Annotated in this window: 12 protein-coding genes; 4 read left to right on the top strand and 8 right to left on the bottom strand. The window is 74.7% G+C overall.

Annotated elements, in window-relative coordinates:
- The first annotated feature begins 230 nt into the window (after positions 1–230).
- Positions 231–1,937 carry a stealth family protein gene (locus V1J52_RS01255; protein WP_330137627.1) on the top strand — a complete coding sequence of 569 codons (1,707 nt, stop codon included), beginning with the start codon at positions 231–233 and terminating at the stop codon, positions 1,935–1,937.
- Positions 1,938–1,941: 4 nt separating this feature from the next.
- A complete protein-coding gene (locus V1J52_RS01250) occupies positions 1,942–3,663 on the top strand; it encodes a stealth family protein (protein WP_330137626.1) in 1,722 nt (573 codons plus the stop codon).
- 60 nt (positions 3,664–3,723) lie between these two features.
- Here the strand turns inward: V1J52_RS01250 and V1J52_RS01245 are convergent, their stop codons facing one another.
- Positions 3,724–4,956, bottom strand: a complete 1,233-nt coding sequence (locus V1J52_RS01245) for a macrolide family glycosyltransferase (protein WP_330137625.1) — start codon at positions 4,954–4,956, stop codon at positions 3,724–3,726.
- 50 nt (positions 4,957–5,006) lie between these two features.
- Entirely contained in the window at positions 5,007–6,236 is a 1,230-nt protein-coding gene (locus V1J52_RS01240) for a DUF5919 domain-containing protein (RefSeq protein ID WP_330137624.1), read from the bottom strand.
- A gap of 231 nt (positions 6,237–6,467) precedes the next feature.
- Between V1J52_RS01240 and glgX the strand changes: the two genes are divergently transcribed.
- Complete coding sequence (gene glgX / locus V1J52_RS01235) at positions 6,468–8,585, top strand: glycogen debranching protein GlgX (RefSeq protein WP_330137623.1); 2,118 nt, start codon at positions 6,468–6,470, stop codon at positions 8,583–8,585.
- Positions 8,586–8,651: 66 nt separating this feature from the next.
- Here glgX and treZ read toward each other — a convergent pair whose 3' ends face one another.
- Complete coding sequence (treZ, locus tag V1J52_RS01230; RefSeq protein ID WP_330137622.1) at positions 8,652–10,454, bottom strand: malto-oligosyltrehalose trehalohydrolase; 1,803 nt, start codon at positions 10,452–10,454, stop codon at positions 8,652–8,654.
- Between the two features lie 138 nt (positions 10,455–10,592).
- On the opposite strand from treZ, the gene V1J52_RS01225 reads away from it, so the two are divergent.
- On the top strand, positions 10,593–11,156 hold the full coding sequence (locus V1J52_RS01225) for an FHA domain-containing protein (protein WP_330137621.1): 564 nt from the start codon (positions 10,593–10,595) through the stop codon (positions 11,154–11,156).
- 22 nt (positions 11,157–11,178) lie between these two features.
- Here the strand turns inward: V1J52_RS01225 and treY are convergent, their stop codons facing one another.
- From treY to V1J52_RS01200, 5 genes are all read right to left on the bottom strand, one after another.
- Positions 11,179–13,563 (bottom strand): malto-oligosyltrehalose synthase, encoded by a 2,385-nt coding sequence (gene treY, locus V1J52_RS01220; protein WP_330137620.1) that lies wholly within the window; start codon positions 13,561–13,563, stop codon positions 11,179–11,181.
- A gap of 75 nt (positions 13,564–13,638) precedes the next feature.
- Entirely contained in the window at positions 13,639–14,043 is a 405-nt protein-coding gene (gene msrB, locus V1J52_RS01215) for a peptide-methionine (R)-S-oxide reductase MsrB (protein WP_330137619.1), read from the bottom strand.
- Complete coding sequence (gene murC, locus V1J52_RS01210; RefSeq protein ID WP_330137618.1) at positions 14,043–15,449, bottom strand: UDP-N-acetylmuramate--L-alanine ligase; 1,407 nt, start codon at positions 15,447–15,449, stop codon at positions 14,043–14,045. The genes msrB and murC overlap by 1 nt, the downstream gene beginning before the upstream one ends.
- A 99-nt stretch (positions 15,450–15,548) precedes the next feature.
- On the bottom strand, positions 15,549–16,016 hold the full coding sequence (locus tag V1J52_RS01205) for an indole-3-glycerol phosphate synthase (RefSeq protein ID WP_330137617.1): 468 nt from the start codon (positions 16,014–16,016) through the stop codon (positions 15,549–15,551).
- Positions 16,017–16,126: 110 nt separating this feature from the next.
- Positions 16,127–16,951 carry a dihydrofolate reductase family protein gene (locus V1J52_RS01200; RefSeq protein ID WP_330137616.1) on the bottom strand — a complete coding sequence of 275 codons (825 nt, stop codon included), beginning with the start codon at positions 16,949–16,951 and terminating at the stop codon, positions 16,127–16,129.
- Positions 16,952–16,960: the final 9 nt, after the last annotated feature.

Genomic DNA, 16,960 nt, shown 5'->3' with positions numbered 1-16,960 from the left:
ACGGGGGCGCCGCGGCTTACGGGCGGAGATAAGCGCCCGTTAAGCTGCAATTCGGGTTGAGGTCACGCAGGGGTTATTCTGCGACAGGCCGAAACGCGCCCGGGGTGCGAAGGGGCGGCGCACGGGATGTCCCGGGGCCCCCGGACGCGGATGACGTACGCGGTGGCCGGTGACCGGGCCACCACAGCCGTACACCCCCGCCCGCCCCGAGGCGGTAGAGAGGGAAGAGTGTGACCGTACGTTCGTTCGCGCGCCGGATGCGTCCGCGCGTCCAGCGGAAAGCAGCCGAGCAGGCCTGGCAGCTTCGCTCCATACGCAACCGCCGCAGGGCCGCCGCCACCCGGCAGGACCTGCGCCGCGTCCTCCTGGGCGGTCAGGAGCTGTACGGCCGCGAGGTCACGCGCTTCGCCGCCGCCGAGGCCGCGGCGGGCAACCTGGACATCGTCGTCCGGGCGCTGGAGGAGGCGAAGGCGGCGTACTTCCTCGTGCCGGGCTTCTCCAAGGTGCGGCACACCGTGGGCGTCAACGTGCGCGACCGGGCGCGCTTCCTTCAGGCCCTGGAGCGGCAGAACAGCGGGACGGCCGTGTACATCGGCCAGCCGCTGAGCGGCCAGGGTCTGAAGAACCCCGCGCTGTGCCTCGACGGCAGGCTCCCGGCGGCGCTGCCGAAGGCGCCGGTGCTGCGGGTGGGCGAGGTGTACCTCGGCCCGGCGCGCCAGGTGCTCGGCGGGCCCGAGCTGGGCTGCGACGTGGAGTTCTGGCAGGACGGCGCCGAGCTGCTGGCCGGGCCCGACGGGGCGGCCGAGCTGGCGAAGGTGCAGCCGCAGGCGTCCGAGGACGTCTTCGGGCGGTCGCTGGTGGCGCCCCGGCGCAACCGCGTCGCGGACGTGCTGTCGGTCGACGAGCAGAAGCCCGCCGCCGCCGTGATCGGCGGCCGGGACGTGCCGACGTTCGAGCCCTTCACCCGTCCCACGGTCACCGACGTGGACTTCCCCGTCGACGTCGTCTACACGTGGGTGGACGGCGAGGAACCGGCGATGCGCCTCAAGCGCGCCCGGTACAAGGGCCAGGGCACGGCGGAGATCCTGGACAAGGAGACGAACGCCTCCCGCTACACCAGTCACGACGAGCTGAAGTACTCGCTGCGCTCGCTGGAGATGTACGCGCCGTTCGTGCGGCACGTGTACCTGGTCACCGACGGGCAGAAGCCACACTGGCTGGACGCGGACGCCGAGGGCATCACCGTCGTCGACCACCGCGACATCTTCCCCGAGGACGTCCTGCCGGTCTTCAACTCACACGCCATCGAGACCCGCCTGCACCACATCCCCGGCCTGTCCGACCACTACCTCTACTTCAACGACGACGTCTTCGTGGGCCGCCCGGTCACGCCCGAGCACTTCTTCCACGGCAGCGGCGTCATGCGCGTCCCCGTGTCCCCGCTGAAGATCGGCGCGGGCAAGGCGCACGCGGAGGAGACGGCGACCAACTCCGCCAGCAAGAACGTGCGGGCGCTGCTGCTGGAGAGGTTCGGGCGCCTGACCACGAACAACTTCATGCACACGCCGCTGCCGCAGCAGCGCGCGACGCTGGCCGAGCTGGAGGAGATGTTCCCCGAGGACATCCGGCGCACCACGGCCTCGCGCTTCCGCTCCCCCCAGGACATCGCGCTGACGGCTCCGCTGCTCTACCAGTACGCGCTGCTCACCGGTAAGGGCATTCCGGGGAAGTACAACTTCCGGTACGTCAACATCAGCCGCGACGACGCGGAGAAGCGGCTGGTCGAGCTCCAGCGCACCCGGCGTTTCAGCTTCTTCTGCCTGAACGACGTGGACGTGCCCGAGGAGCAGCGCGAAGCCGTGAACGTCCGCATGCACGCGTTCCTGGAGAACTACTTCCCGTTCCCCAGCTCCTTCGAGATACCGGCGGACCGGTAACGCCGTGGGGTGGAAGCGGGCGCTCCGCGCGGTTCCCGGGCTGCGTGCGGCCAGGCAGACGGCCCGGGAGGCCCGGGTGCGTTCGGCGGCGCTGGGCTGGTCGGCGCGCACCGCTGCGCGCCGTGCGTCGGCGCGCCGCGTCCTGGGGGACGTCCGGCCCGTCGCCGTCGGCCCGCACCGCCTGCTCGGCCGGGCCGTGGACGGCTACACGGCGGCGGGGGCCCGCGACGAGGACCTGGTGCTGGTCGCCGGGGTGCTGGACGCCGCGGGCATCCCCTACTTCCTGGTGCCGGGCGCGTCGCCGTGGCGCCGGGTGGTGGGGGTCGAGCGCCGGCACCGCCCGGCCTTCCTGGCCGCCGCGGCCCGGGAGCTGGCCGGCGGCTGCGCCTACGCGGGTGCGGTCGGCGCGGGGGACCGCGTCACCGCCGCCGCTCTGTGGGCGGACGGACGGCTGCCGAAGGGGGTGCGCCGGGCGGACGTGCTGCGGGTGGGCACCGTCCGGCTGGGGCCCGCGGGGCAGGTGCTGGCCGGTCTCGACGGAGGCTGCGACGTCGAGTTCTGGGTGCGCGGCGAGGAGGCGGGCGATGCCGCCCGCCGGGCGGACCTGTGGCTGTCGGTGCCCGGCGGCCAGCTGGCCGACGCGTTCCCCGACGCCCTGCTCGCGCCGCGCCGCAACCGCGTCTCTGAGGTCGTGCCGGCCGAGGCGCAGAAGCCGGGTGTGGTGCGGATCGCCGGGCGTGCCGTGGACACCTTCGACGCCTTCGCCCAGCCGGAGGCGGACGCGGTGCGCTTCCCCATCGACGTCGTCTACACGTGGGTGGACGGCGAGGACGAGGCCCTGGCCGCCAAGCGCGCGGCGCACCGGGGGGCGGCGGGCGGCATCGCCGAGCGGGAGACGGGCATGTCCCGTTACACCAGTCACGACGAGCTGAAGTACTCGCTGCGCTCGCTGGAGATGTACGCGCCGTTCGTGCGGCACGTGTACCTGGTCACCGACGGGCAGAAGCCGCACTGGCTGGACGCGGACGCCGAGGGCATCACCGTCGTCGACCACCGCGACATCTTCCCCGAGGACGTCCTGCCGGTCTTCAACTCACACGCCATCGAGACCCGCCTGCACCACATCCCCGGCCTGTCCGACCACTACCTCTACTTCAACGACGACGTCTTCGTGAACCGCCCGGTCACGGCCGGGCACTTCTTCCACGGCAGCGGGATCGCGAAGGTGCCCTTCTCGCCGCTGAAGCTGGGCCTGGGGCTGCCGCATCCGCTGGAGCCCGCGCCGAACTCGGCGGGGAAGAACGTGCGCAGGCTGATGCAGCAGCACCACGGCCGCTTCATCACGCACAAGTTCCTGCACACCCCTCATCCGCAGATCCGCGCGGTGATGCGGGAGATCGCGGAGGCGGGCTTCGCGGAGCTGGAGGACACCGTGCGGTCGAGGTTCCGGGCCACGACGGACGTGGCGACGGCGGCGACGTTCCACCACTACTGGGCCACCGTCACCGGCCGCGCCGTGGCCGGTGACTACGCCTTCCGCTACGTCGACGTGGGCAGGGCGGACGTGCGTGAGCGCCTGGAGCGGCTGAGGGCGGGCGAGGAGGTGGACTTCTTCTGCCTGAACGACGTGGACACCGCGGGCGAGGGACGGGAGGCCGTCCACCGGACCGTGCGCGCCTTCCTGGAGTGGAAGTACCCGTTCCGAAGCCGCTTCGAGCGTTCCTGAGCGTCACGGGGGCGGCGGCGACCGGCCGCGAGGCCGCGCCGGCCAGCCGCGCGGGGCCGGTCAGCCGCGCGGGGCCGGGAGCTCCGCCTCGATCAGGTCGGCGGCCTGCCGCGTGCCGCCCTCGGCGCGGAGCTGCTCCTGGACGGCGGCGAAGCGGGCGGGCAGGCCCGGGTCGCCGAGGAGGGCCTGAGCGGCTTCCCGGAGGGCTTCGGGGGTGGCGTCCTCGGTGTCCAGGCGGCGCGCGACGCCGAGGGCGGTGAGTGTGTCGGCGTTGCCGAACTGGTCGGCGGCCTGCGGTACGGCGATCATCGGGACCCCGCAGGCGAGCCCCTCCTGGCTGCCGCCCATGCCCGCGTGGGTGACGAACAGGTCGGCCTGGCGCAGGACGCGCAGCTGCGGCACCCAGCGGTGCACCTCCACGTTCGGGGGCAGCTCCCCCAGTGCGGCCTCGTCGGTGAACGCGCCGATCTGGAGGACCAGGTGCCAGCCGGGCAGTTCCGCGAACGCCCGGACGCACGCCCGGTAGAAGGCGGGCTGGTGGGTGAAGGCGGAGCCGAGCGAGACGAGGGCGACCCGTCCGGCCCCCTCGGGCCGCCGCCAGTCGCCCTGGTGGGCCCGGTCGCCCTGGCACGGTCCGGTGAAGGTGTAGACGGCCGGGTCCACCCGGTCGGCGTGCGGCTGGAGGACGCGCGGGATGAGCGCGAGGCAGCGGCGGGGGCGGCCGGTGAACCGGTCGGGGTCGGTGCCGGGCAGGCCGTTCGCTTCCAGCCAGGCGCGGAAGCGGGCGTAGTAGGCGATGCCGCGCTCGCTGGTGCGCAGTGCGGCGAACAGCGGCTCCGCGACCTCCTCCTCGTATCCCTCCCAGGCGACCATCGCCGGTGAGAGCTGGACGGCGGGGACCTTCCAGCGGTGGGCCAGCACGGGCCCGGGGTAGGAGGCGATGTCGTACAGGACGAGGTCGGGCTCGTCCCCCGCGTAGGCGTCCGCGATCTGCGGGAGCGCCTGGACCGCGTCGTCGAGGAACGGTTCGATGTGGTCGATCAGCTCGGTGCCCCACGCCTGGGGGTCCTGGTCGGTGGGGAGCGTGGTGGTGTAGGGGCGGGGCTGGGCCCCGGCCGAGGCGACGAGGCCGGTGAAGGCGGGCGGGACGGCGTAGGTGACGCGGTGGCCCCGGGCCACCAGTTCGCGGATCACCTCCAGGCTCGGGTTCACGTGGCCGTGGGCGGCGATGCTCATCATGGCGATGTGGGCGGGGGCGGCGGGGCGGGCGGAGGCAGGGCCGGTCGAGGGCATGGCCCTGACCCTAAGCGAGACGATACGTCTCGTGCAACCTGCTTCCGCGTTCACGACACCGGCCGGGCATCCCCCCACACCGCTTCGAACTCCTCCCGGTAGGTGCCGAACAGCCCGCCGTCCTCGGTGTCCGGCGGCTCGTCCGCCACGAGGTGGCGCCCGCCGCCGCGCAGCACCAGCACCGGTGACTCCATCCCGCGTGCCCGCCGCAGGTAGGGCTGCACGACCGCCAGCCCGTCGGGGCCGTCGCCGTCGACCAGATACGCGGTGAAGCGCGGCGTCTCGTCGAAGACGTGGATGCGGAACGCGTTCGCGTCCCGAGCCTGGGCGCGCACCCGCCGCACGTGCAGGATGTTCATCTCCACCGCGCGGCTCAGCTCGCCGCGCTTGATCCCCAGCTCCCGCTCCCGCCGCCGGACCGCGCTGCTGGCCGGGTTGAGGAACAGCAGCCGGATGCGGCAGCCGGAGTCCGCGAGCCGCACCAGCCGCCGGCCGGAGTAGTTCTGCACCAGCAGGTTCAGCCCTATGCCGATGGCGTCGATGCGGCGGGCCGAACCGAACAGGTCCTCCGCCGGCAGCCTGCGCTGGAGCCGCACCCGGTCCGGGTGCACCCCGACCACGTCGGCGAACCGGTCCCCGACCAGCTCCTCCACGGCGTCCACCGGCAGCCGCCGCCCCGACGGCGCGCCCCGCGCGCCGAGCATCCGCAGCAGCCGCTGCGAGGTGCGCTCGGCCTGCGCCAGGACCGCGGGCGACAGCGCCCGGTTGCGGGAGACGGCGCTGCGCGCCACCTCCAGCTCGTCCAGGGCCAGCTCCAGTTCCCGCCGTCCGTCGAAGTACGGCTCGTAGCAGGGCCAGTGCGAGACGATCAGCTCGCGCAGCTGCGGCAGCGTCAGGAAGGACAGCAGGTCGTCGTCGGCCGGGTCGAGGACGTAGCCCTTGCGCCGGCTGACCTCGCGCACCGCGACGGCCCGCTGCACCCACTCCTGGCCCGCCGGGCCCGCCGCGGCCACCACCCACTCCTCGCCGTGCACCGGCTCGTAGATCGGCCGCAGCACCGACGCGACGACGGCCCGCAGCCGCTGCTCGACGAGGTTCAGCCAGACGTACGCCCGCCCCGCCCGCTGCGCGCGGGTGTGCACCTCGGCCCACGCCGACGCGTCCCAGCCCAGCTCGTCGCCGATCTCCACCGGGCGGGCCAGCGACACGGTCTGTGCCTCGGGGGCGTCCGGGCCGCCGCCGTCGCCGCCCGGTGGGAGTTCCCGCCCTCCCGAACTCACCTGTGCACCGCCTTCCGCCCCCGTGGTTTCGATCAAGGAGCCTACTGCCACGCCCGGGACGCGGCAGCAGTATCTCCCACCAACTTCCTTTGCCTGACGGCCCTGCCAGGGGAAGATAGTCGCTCGTGTAGCCCCGTGTGCACAGACGGTGCGCACAACGCGGGGTGAACGGGCACACTCGGTACGGACCACCGCGAGCGTTCACCGAGACGGACGACAGAGAGAGGGCCCATGCAGATCTGGCCGGGGCAGGCGTATCCGCTGGGCGCCACCTACGACGGCGCGGGCACCAACTTCGCCGTGTTCTCCGAGACGGCCGATCGCGTCGAGCTGTGCCTCCTGCACGACGACGGTTCGGAGACGGCCGTCGAGCTGCGCGAATCGGACGCCTTCGTCCGCCACGCCTACCTGCCCGGCGTCATGCCGGGGCAGCGCTACGGCTTCCGGGTGCACGGCCCCTACGAGCCGCAGCGCGGCCACCGCTGCAACAGCGCCAAGCTGCTGCTGGACCCCTACGCCAAGGCCATGAGCGGCAGCATCGACTGGGACGAGGCCGTCTACGGCTACCACTTCGGGCAGCCCGAACGCCGCAACGACCTGGACTCGGCGCCGCACACCATGGCGTCCGTCGTGGTGAACCCCTACTTCGACTGGGGCGACGACCGTCCGCCGCGCCACGAGTACCACCGCACGGTGATCTACGAGGCCCACGTCAAGGGCCTGACGATGCTCCACCCGGAGCTGCCCGGGGAGCTGCGCGGCACCTACGCGGCCCTCAGCCACCCGGCCGTCATCGAGCACCTGACCCAGCTCGGGGTGACGGCGCTGGAGCTGATGCCGGTGCACCAGTTCGTCACCGACCACCGCCTCGCGGACGCCGGGCTCACGAACTACTGGGGCTACAACACGATCGGCTTCTTCGCCCCGCACAACGCCTACGCCTCCTGGGGCGACCGGGGCCAGCAGGTGCTGGAGTTCAAGCAGGCCGTCAAGGCGCTGCACACGGCGGGCATCGAGGTCATCCTCGACGTCGTCTACAACCACACCGCCGAGGGGAACCACCTGGGCCCCACGCTGTCGTTCCGCGGCCTGGACAACGCGTCCTACTACCGGCTCACCCAGCCGGACGCCCGCTACTACGAGGACACCACCGGGACCGGCAACTCGCTGCTGATGCGCAGCCCGCACGTGCTCCAGCTCATCATGGACTCGCTGCGCTACTGGGTGGACGAGATGCACGTGGACGGCTTCCGGTTCGACCTGGCGGCCACACTGGCCCGCCAGTTCCACGAGGTGGACCGGCTCTCGTCCTTCTTCGACCTCGTCCAGCAGGATCCGGTGGTCAGCCAGGTCAAGCTCATCGCGGAGCCCTGGGACGTGGGCGAGGGCGGCTACCAGGTCGGCAACTTCCCGCCGCTGTGGACGGAGTGGAACGGCCGCTACCGCGACACCGTGCGGGACCTGTGGCGCGGCGAGCCCCGCACCCTCGCCGAGTTCGCCTCCCGGCTGACGGGCTCCTCCGACCTCTACCAGGACGACGGGCGGCGCCCGCTGGCGTCGATCAACTTCGTCACCTGCCACGACGGCTTCACCCTGCACGACCTGGTGTCGTACAACGAGAAGCACAACGAGGCCAACCGCGAGGACAACCGGGACGGCGAGAGCCACAACCGCTCCTGGAACTGCGGCATCGAGGGCGAGACGGACGAACCGGGCGTGCTGGCGCTGCGCCGCCGCCAGATGCGCAACTTCGCCGCCACGCTGATGCTGTCGCAGGGCGTGCCGATGCTCAGCCACGGCGACGAGTTCGCCCGCACCCAGGGCGGCAACAACAACGCCTACTGCCAGGACAGCGAGGTGGCGTGGGTGCACTGGCCCGAGGCGGGCGAGGACGACCCGATGTTCGCGTTCTTCCGCGCGATGGTGTGGCTGCGCCGGGACCACCCCGTCCTGCGCCGCCGCCGCTTCTTCCACGGCCGCCCGGTCGAGGGCACCCACGACGACCTCTCCGACATCTCCTGGTTCACCCCCGAGGGCGAGGAGATGACGCAGCAGGACTGGCAGGAGGCGCACGCCAGGGCGCTCACCGTCTTCCTCAACGGCAACGCGATCTCCGAGCCGGGGCCGCGCGGCGAGCGGGTGACCGACGACTCCTTCCTGCTCATGTTCAACGCGCACGAGGACAAGCTCGACTTCGCCGTGCCCGACGGGCACGGCAGCCCGTGGCACACGCTCGTGGACACCGCGCGCGAGGAGGGGCACCCGCCGTGGACGGGCCCGAACGTGACGGCGGGCGACCGGATCACCGTCACGGACCGGAGCCTGGTGGTCCTGCGGCGCCCTGCGTGAACGCGGGGGCGTCCGGCGGGCACGCGCGGTGGGGTGCCGGGCGGGGCGCGGCCCGCGGGTGCGCCGTCAGGTCCGCAGCACGACCGCCGCGTGCGGCGGCAGCCGGGTGCCGGTGCGGCGGTGGGTGGCCGCGAGCGGGCTCCCCGACGCGAGCGGCGGCACCTCGGCGGGCGCCGCGCCGAGGTTCACCGCGACCAGCAGCGTCCCGTGCCGGACGGCCAGCCACCGCGCGTCCGGCTCCGTGTCCGGGTCGGCCCGCTCGACGGTGACGTCGCCGAGCCGCAGCCCGGGGTCCAGGTGTTCGCGGCGGACGGCGATCAGGCGGCGGTGCCAGTCCAGCAGGCGTGCGTGCGGCTCGCGTCCGGGCTCCGTCCAGTCCAGGCACGAGCGGTCGCGGGTGGCCGGGTCCTGCGGGTCGGGGATGTCCCCGGCCGCCCAGCCGTGGGCGGCGAACTCGCGGCGGCGCCCGGTGCGGACGGCCTCGGCCAGCTCCGGGTCCGGGTGGTCGGTGAAGTACTGCCAGGGTGTCCGCGCGCCCCACTCCTCGCCCATGAACAGCATCGGTGTGAAGGGCCCGCACAGCACGAGCGCGGCGGCGCAGGCGGCCAGTTCCGGGGTGAGCGTGGCCGCGAGCCGGTCGCCGAGCGCCCGGTTGCCGATCTGGTCGTGCGTCTGGGCGTAGCCGACGAAGCGGTGCGCCGGGGCGGCCCGGTCCAGCGGACGGCCGTGGCCGCGGCCGCGGAAGGCCGAGTAGCCGCCGTCGTGGAAGAAGGCACCGGTGAGCGTCTTGGCGAGCGCGGCCAGCGGGTCGCGCGCGAAGTCGGCGTAGTAGCCCTGGGACTCACCGGTGAGCGCGGTGTGCAGGGCGTGGTGGAAGTCGTCGTTCCACTGCCCGTGCAGGCCGAGGCCGCCCCGGTCGCGGGCGGTGGTGGTGCGCGGGTCGTTCTGGTCGGACTCGGCGATGAGGAACAGCGGGCGGCCCGTCTCGGCGGCGAGCGCGTCCACCCGCTCGGAGAGTTCGGCGAGGAAGTGGTGGGCGCGGCCGTCGGCGAGCGCGTGGACGGCGTCCAGCCGCAGCCCGTCGAGCCTGAAGTCGCGCAGGAAGGCCAGGGCGCTGCCGATGAAGTACGCGCGGACCTCGTCGGACCCGGGCATGTCCAGGTTGACGGCTGCGCCCCACGGGGTGTGGTGCGCGTCGGTGAAGTAGGGCCCGTAGGCGGGGAGCTGGTTCCCCGCGGGCCCCAGGTGGTTGTGGACGACGTCCAGGACGACGCCGAGGCCGTGGCCGTGGGCGGCGTCCGCGAAGCGGCGCAGCCCGGCCGGGCCGCCGTAGGGCTCGTGCACCGCCCACGGCGCCACCCCGTCGTAGCCCCAGCCGTGCCGGCCGGGGAACGGGCAGACGGGCATGAGCTGCACGTGGGTGACGCCGAGGTCCGCCAGGTGGGCGAGGCGCCCGGCGGCCGCGTCGAAGGTGCCCTCGGGGGTGAAGGTGCCCACGTGCAGTTCGTACAGCACCGCGCCGTCCAGGCCGCGGCCCGGCCACGGGTGGTGCCAGGCGTCCGGTTCCGGGCCGGTGACGGCGCTGGGGCCCTCGGGGCCGTCCGGCTGGCGCCGGGAGCGCGGATCGGGGCGTGGCGGCCCGTCGTCCAGCACGAAGCGGTACCGGGTGCCGGGGCCCGCGGGGGCGTCGGTCCGCCACCAGCCGGGCCGCCGCGGGTCGCGTTCCATCGGGAGGTCCGGCGCCCGGTCCCGCGCCGTGTCCCGTGCGCTGCCTCGCGCGGCGTCCTGCGCGGCGTCCCGCGCGTCCTCGTCGGAGCCGAGCCGCAGCGCGACCCGCTGTGCCTGTGGTGCCCACACCTCGAACAGCATGGACACCATGGTCGGGGCTGCGGGCGCCGTGCGCCACGGCGCCCGCAGCCCCGGGCCCGGCCGAACGGCCCCGGGCCCGGCGGGAGACGGCCGGGGCGTGTGGACAAGACCGGTGCGGGGCCTGGACAATCGCCGGTCATGGCGACGTTCGAGTTCCGCTCCCCACCGCCGCGGCTGTCCGACGCGGACCGGGACCGCGCCCTCGGCGTCCTGCGGGAGAGCGCCGTGCAGGGCCGGGTGTCCTCGCACACCTTCGAGCGGCGCGTGGAGGTGGTCCTGCACGCCCGGCACCCGGACGAGGTGCACGCGGTGCTGGCCGATCTGGGTCCGCACCGGCGGCGCCGCGGCGTGCTGCTGCGGGCCGTGGCCAGGCTGTCGGCGCTCCCGGTGCGGCTGCGCCGGGCCTGGCGCGCCGGGCGGCTCCCGGAGCTGCTGCTGCCCGGCCCCGGTCCGTACCCGCTGTCCATCGGGCGGGCGCCGGGATCGGTGCTGCGGCTGGGCGACCACACCGTCTCGCGCAGCCACGCCCAGCTCCGGCACACCGGCTCCGGGTGGACGCTGCGGGACCTCGGGTCGTTCAACGGCACCTGGGTGAACGGGCGGCGGGTGACGGGGGCGGTCGCGGTGCGCCCCGGGGACCAGGTGCGGTTCGGGCAGGTCGGCTTCCGCCTGACGGCCCCCTGGACGCCGGACGGCCCCTGACTCCGGCACGGCCCGCCGGGTCTCAGTCCTGCCGCACCAGCAGCGCCACCGGGGAGTCGGCGAGCAGCCGGGCCAGCCCGGCGCGGCCCTCGGCCTCGTGACCGCCGAGGACGTCCCGCCAGCGCCCCGGCGGCAGCGGCAGAACGGTGTCCCGCCAGCCGCCCGCGTCGGCCAGCCGTCCGGGCAGCCGGGTCACGACGGGAACGACCGCCCCCGCGCGGGCGAAGGCCACACAGTGCTCGGCGGCGGCCCCCTCGGCGGTCAGCGGCGTGTAGTGGCCCTCGGCGCCGAACCAGTGGGGGTGTGCGCGCCGCAGCCGCAGCGCGGTACGGGTGAGCCGCCCCTTCTCGCCCTCACGGGCGGCGGCCGGGAAGCGCGGCGGGCGGCGGTTGTCCGGGTCCACCAGGGCCCGGTACGGCTCCTCGGTGCCCTGGTAGACGTCCGGGACGCCGGGCATGGTCAGGTGCAGCAGGGCCATGCCCAGCGAGACGGCCCGCGTCCGGGGCGCGGCCGCCTCGGCGAAGGCGGTCAGCGCCCGGCGCCCGGCCTCGCCGCAGGGGCCCGCATCCAGGTAGCGCTCGACGGCGGCCTCGTAGCGGGCGTCCGGTTCCGTCCAGGTGGTGCGCAGCCCGGCTTCGCGCACGGCCTTCAGCAGCGCGGTGGCCAGCCGTTCGCGGTCGGGCGTGCCGAGGCCGTAGGCGGTCTGCCAGACCAGCCACGCGGTGTGCGGGTCCACGGCGTCGGCCGTCGCGCGTGAGGTCTCGTCCATGAGCCGGTCCGCCAGCGCCGCCCAGCCCGCCGGGTCCTCGGTGAGGGCGATGAGGGCCGCGCGCACGTCGGCGCTGCGCTTGGTGTCGTGGGTGGTGAGCACGGTGCCGGTGGCCGGCCAGTCCCGCTGGACGCGGGCGCAGTGGGCGTGGAACGCGTCGGCACAGACGGCCGGTTCGCCCGGCTCGCCGCCCACCTCGGCGGCCGACAGCAGCGGCAGGTAGCGGTAGAAGGCGGTGTCCTCGACGGACTTGGCCCGCAGGGCGCCGCAGACCTGGGCGAAGCGGGCGGCGAACTCGCGGTCGCGCAGGACGAGGCGGCAGACCGCGTCCACGCCCGCGGCCTCCTCGGGGACGGCGAACGCGGCGCGGGCCGGTGCGGCGATCTCCTCCAGCAGTCCGGCGGCGGCGGCCGGGTCGCCGTCCGGCGGCGGGTAGAGCCGGTAGACCGGCATGCGGACCAGCACCTCGCGCAGCGCCCGTTCCAGCACCCAGTCGGCGTGGTCGCCCCGGTCGCCGGAGCGCGGCCCGCCGGCCTCGCGGGCCAGCGCGGCGCGGGCGGCGCGCACCAGACGGCCCACCTCGGCCGCCAGCTCGTGCCCGGCGACCTCCCGGGCGGCCCGGCCGACGGTGGCGTCCCACTCCCCGCCGGCGTCGTCGCGGACCGGGACGGCCGCGCGGTAGGCGTCGGTGAGCTTCACCGCGCCCTGCGGGTCCACGAAGAGGCCGTCGACGTGGCGCAGGCCGTCGTAGCCGGTGGTGCCGGCCACCGGCCAGCCGCCGGGGAGGCGCTCGTCGACGGCGAGGATCTTCTCCACCACCGTCCAGGCGCCGCCGGTGTGCTCGTGCAGCCGGCGCAGGTAGCCGCCGGGGTCGGCGAGCCCGTCGGGGTGGTCGATCCGCAGGCCGTGTACGACGCCCTCGCGCAGCAGCGCGAGGACGCGTTCGTGGGTGGCGGCGAACACCTCCGGGTCCTCCACGCGGACGCCGATCAGCTCGGAGACGGAGAAGAAGCGGCGGTAGTTCAGTTCGGTGCGGGCCAGCCGCCACCAGGCGAGCCGGTAGTGCTGGGCGTCCAGCAGCTCGGGCAGCGGCAGGTGCCCGGTGCCCGCCCGGACGGGGAAGCGGTGCTCGTGGTAGCGCACCTCGTCGTCCACGACCGTGAGGGCGCCCGGCTCGGCGAGTGTCTCGCTGAGCCGCCGCCCGAGCACGGGGACGAGGACGCGGCCGTCCCCGGCGTCCCAGTCGATGTCGAACCAGTGGGCGTAGGGCGAGGCGGGGCCGTCGGCCAGCACCGACCACAGCGGGGTGCTGAGCGAGGCGGGCGCGGGGAAGGCCATGTGGTTGGGCACGACGTCCACGACGAGGCCGAGCCCGTGCTCGCGGGCGGTGCGGGACAGCGCCCGCAGCCCGGCCTCGCCGCCGAGTTCGGCCCGGACCCGGGTGTGGTCGGTGACGTCGTAGCCGTGTGTGGAGCCGGGCACGGCCTCCAGCACCGGCGACAGGTGCAGGTGGGAGACGCCGAGCGCGGCGATGGCCGGCACGTCGCGGGCCGCGGCGTCGAAGGGGTAGCCGGGCTGGAGTTGCAGCCGGTACGTGGCGGTGGGCACCGCGGCGGGACGCGCTGGATGCTCGGACACTGTTGAATTGTTGGCCGGTGCCGTGCGGCCGTCAAGGCGGGCCGGGCAGCGGTGGGACGGCCGGTGCGCCCCGGCCTACCCCTTCTCCTCCAGGCGCAGTGACACCGAGTTGATGCAGTAGCGCTGGTCGGTCGGGGTGGGGTAGCCCTCGCCGGAGAAGACGTGCCCGAGGTGGGAGCCGCAGCGGGCGCAGCGGACCTCGGTGCGGCTCATGCCGAGCGAGAAGTCGTCGACCAGTTCGACGGCGGCGGAGTCGGCCGGGTCGTAGAAGGACGGCCAGCCGCAGTGGGAGGCGAACTTCGTGTCGGAGCGGAACAGCTCGGCGCCGCAGGCCCGGCAGGAGTAGACGCCCTCGGCGGTGGTGTCGGTGTACTCGCCGGTGAAGGCCCGTTCGGTCCCGGCCTGGCGCAGCACGCGGTACTCCTCGTCGGTCAGCTCCGCGCGCCACTGCTCGTCGGGCTTGTCGATCTCGTACGGCATCAGCGCTCTTCTCCGTTCTCCAGGCGGGCCAGGATCTTCGGTCCCAGCTCGGTGACGTCGCCCGCCCCCATGGTGACAACCAGGTCCCCGGGCTTCGCCATTCCGGCGACGGCCCCGGGCACCGCGTCCTTCGCGGCGAGCGGGGTGACGTCGGCGCCGCGGGCGCGGGCGGCGTCGGTGACCAGGGCGCTGGTGACGCCGGGGAGCGGGTCCTCGCGGGCCGGGTAGACGTCCAGGACCACGCAGGCGTCGGCCAGGGTGAGGGCGGCGCCCATCTCGGCCCCCAGCTCCCGGGTGCGGCTGAACAGGTGGGGCTGGAAGACGACGAGGACGCGCCCGTCGGCGGCGGCGCCGCGCATGGCCTCCAGGTCGGCGGTCATCTCGCTGGGGTGGTGCGCGTAGGAGTCGATGACCCGGACCCCGGCCGCCTCGCCGACGCGCTGGAGCCGGCGGCCGACGCCGGTGTAGGAGGCGAGGGCGCCGGCCAGGCCGCCCGCGGGCACGCCCGCGGCGGCTCCGGCCGCGAGGGCGGCGACGGCGTTGTGCGCGTAGTGGCGGCCGGGCACGGACACGGTGAAGGTGAGCCGCTCGCCGCCGAGGAGGGCGGTGACCTCGCTGGTCAGGCCGTGGGCGGTGACGTCCAGGACGCGGACGTCGGCGTCGGCCGACTCACCGTAGGTGGTGACGGTCAGGCCCGCCCTGTCCCGCACCCGGGCGGTCAGCTCCCGGGCGCCGGGGTCGTCGGCGTTGACGACGAGCGTGCCACCGGGGGTGATCTTGCCCACGAACGTCTCGAACGAGGCGTGGATCTCCTCCATGGAGGCGTAGTTGGCGTGGTGGTCCAGCTCGGCGTTGAGGACGATCGCCACCTCGGGGGCGTACGCGTGGAAGCTGCGGTCGCTCTCGTCTGCCTCGGCCACGAAGTGGGCGCCAGCGCCGTGGTGGGCGTTGGTGCCGGGCCCGGACAGGTCGCCGCCGATGGCGTAGGACGGGTCGAGGCCGAGGGCGCGCAGGCTGACGGCGAGCATCGACGTGGTGGTCGTCTTGCCGTGGGTGCCGGCGACGGCGACGGTGCGCAGCCCCGTCATGAGGGAGGCCAGCGCGTCGGAGCGGTGCACGACGGGAACGCCCCGTTCGGCGGCGGCGGCCAGCTCCGGGTTGTCGGGCCGGATCGCCGAGGAGACGACGACGCAGCTGGTGTCGGGGGCGAGGTGGTGGGCGGCGTGGCCGATGTGGACGGTGGCGCCGAGCGCGCGCAGGGCGGCGACGGTGGCGCTCTCGCGGGAGTCGCTGCCCGCGACGCGGGCTCCGCGCTGCGCGAGGATCCGGGCGATGCCCGACATCCCGGCGCCGCCGATGCCGATGAAGTGCGGCTTGTCCATCCCGGTCGGGGCGGCCGATGCCATGTACGGGTCTCCTCGCGTGGGCGTGTGCGTGCTGGGGCTCCGGCGGGCTGCTCCGCGTGGCGCCGCCGACGATTCTCGCACCCCGGCGGGCGGCGCCGGTCAGTCGCCGTGGGCGAAGAGGCGGAGCACGGGGACGCCCGCCCGGTGCCGGGCCCGGGAGGCCCAGTCGCGGTGGAAGAACTCCTCGACCAGGTGCGGGGCGGTCAGCACGATGACCTCGTCGGCGCGGGTCTGCGCGACCACGGAGGTCAGCACGTCCAGCGGGTGCCGTTCGATGATCTGGCCCACGGCCTCGGCGCCCGTCTCGCGCAGGGCGCGCAGCGAGTGCTCCAGCGCGAGACGGGCGGGCGGCAGCGCCTCGGTCCCCTCGGGCTCTTCCGCCTCGTGGACGGCCTGCTCCAGTTCGCCGAGCGCGACGTCGTCGAGGGCGCGCAGGAGGCGGTCTTGCCGGCCGCGCGGCTGCATGAGGACGACGAAGGAGACCTCCTCCTCGCCGTGCAGGGTGGTGACGAGCCCGATGTCGGTGGGCACCAGGGGTTTCTCGATCATCAGTACGGTCGTGAACACGTCGGGCGCCCTTCTGGTCCGCAGCCGCGTGCGCAGGTGCGCGCTGGGAGAAGTCTGCCCTGCGGGAGCCAGGCGGAACGTGACATTCCGCCTGGTGTCACGCCGCGCCCTCAGGCCCTGCGGTAGCGGCTGAACAGGAAGCCGTCCTCCTCCAGCAGCGACTGGAGGGCGAAGCCGGCGGGCCCGCCGGGGACGGGCGGTCCGTTCATGATGCGGGGGGCGTCACCCGCGGTGATCCGGGGCGCGAGGGTCAGGCACAGCTCGTCCAGCACCCCCGCCGCCGCGAACTCGCCCAGCAGCCGGGGGCCGCCCTCCGTGAGCAGCCGGGTGTGGCCCTCCGCCGCGAGCACGGCCGGGACGCGCGCCGGGTCCGCCACCGCGCCCTCCCCCGCCACCAGCACCCGCGCCCCGGCGCGGCGGGCGGCGGCCAGCCGCTCCGCCGGTGCCGCCGCCCCGGTGACCAGCAGCGTCGGGCTGAGCGCCGCGGTGAACAGCGGCGCCGCGAAGTCGAGGTCGAGCGAGGCGCTCAGCACGGCGATCGCCGGGGCCGGGACCTGCCCGGCCGCCGCCCTGCGCCGCGCGAACGCATCCCGGGCCCGTGCCGGACGGTAGCCCTCCTGGCGCACCGTCCCGGCACCGACCACCACGACGTCGGACAGCGCGCGCAGCACCCCGAAGATCCGCATGTCGGTGTCGCCGGACAGCGGCTGGGAGCGCCCGTCGTGCTGCGCGGCGCCGTCGAGCGAGGCGACCATGTTGCCGCGCAGCCAGCCGCCGCCCGCGCCGCCGGGCCCGGCCTCCGGGCCCCCGGCGTGACCGGCTCCGGGGCCCCCGGCGGCCCCGGGGTAGGCGTAGGCGTCGGCCAGCTCGTCCAGCGTCCAGGTGCGGGCGGCGGTCTCCTGGGCGTCAGCGGGCGGGGGGAACAGGCGTCGCATGCGGGAAGT

The sequence above is a fragment of the Streptomyces solitudinis genome, assembly GCF_036323765.1.
Classification (GTDB): Bacteria; Actinomycetota; Actinomycetes; order Streptomycetales; family Streptomycetaceae; genus Streptomyces.
Note: the sequence above shows the minus strand (reverse complement) of the source record. Positions and strands in the feature narration are given on the sequence as shown.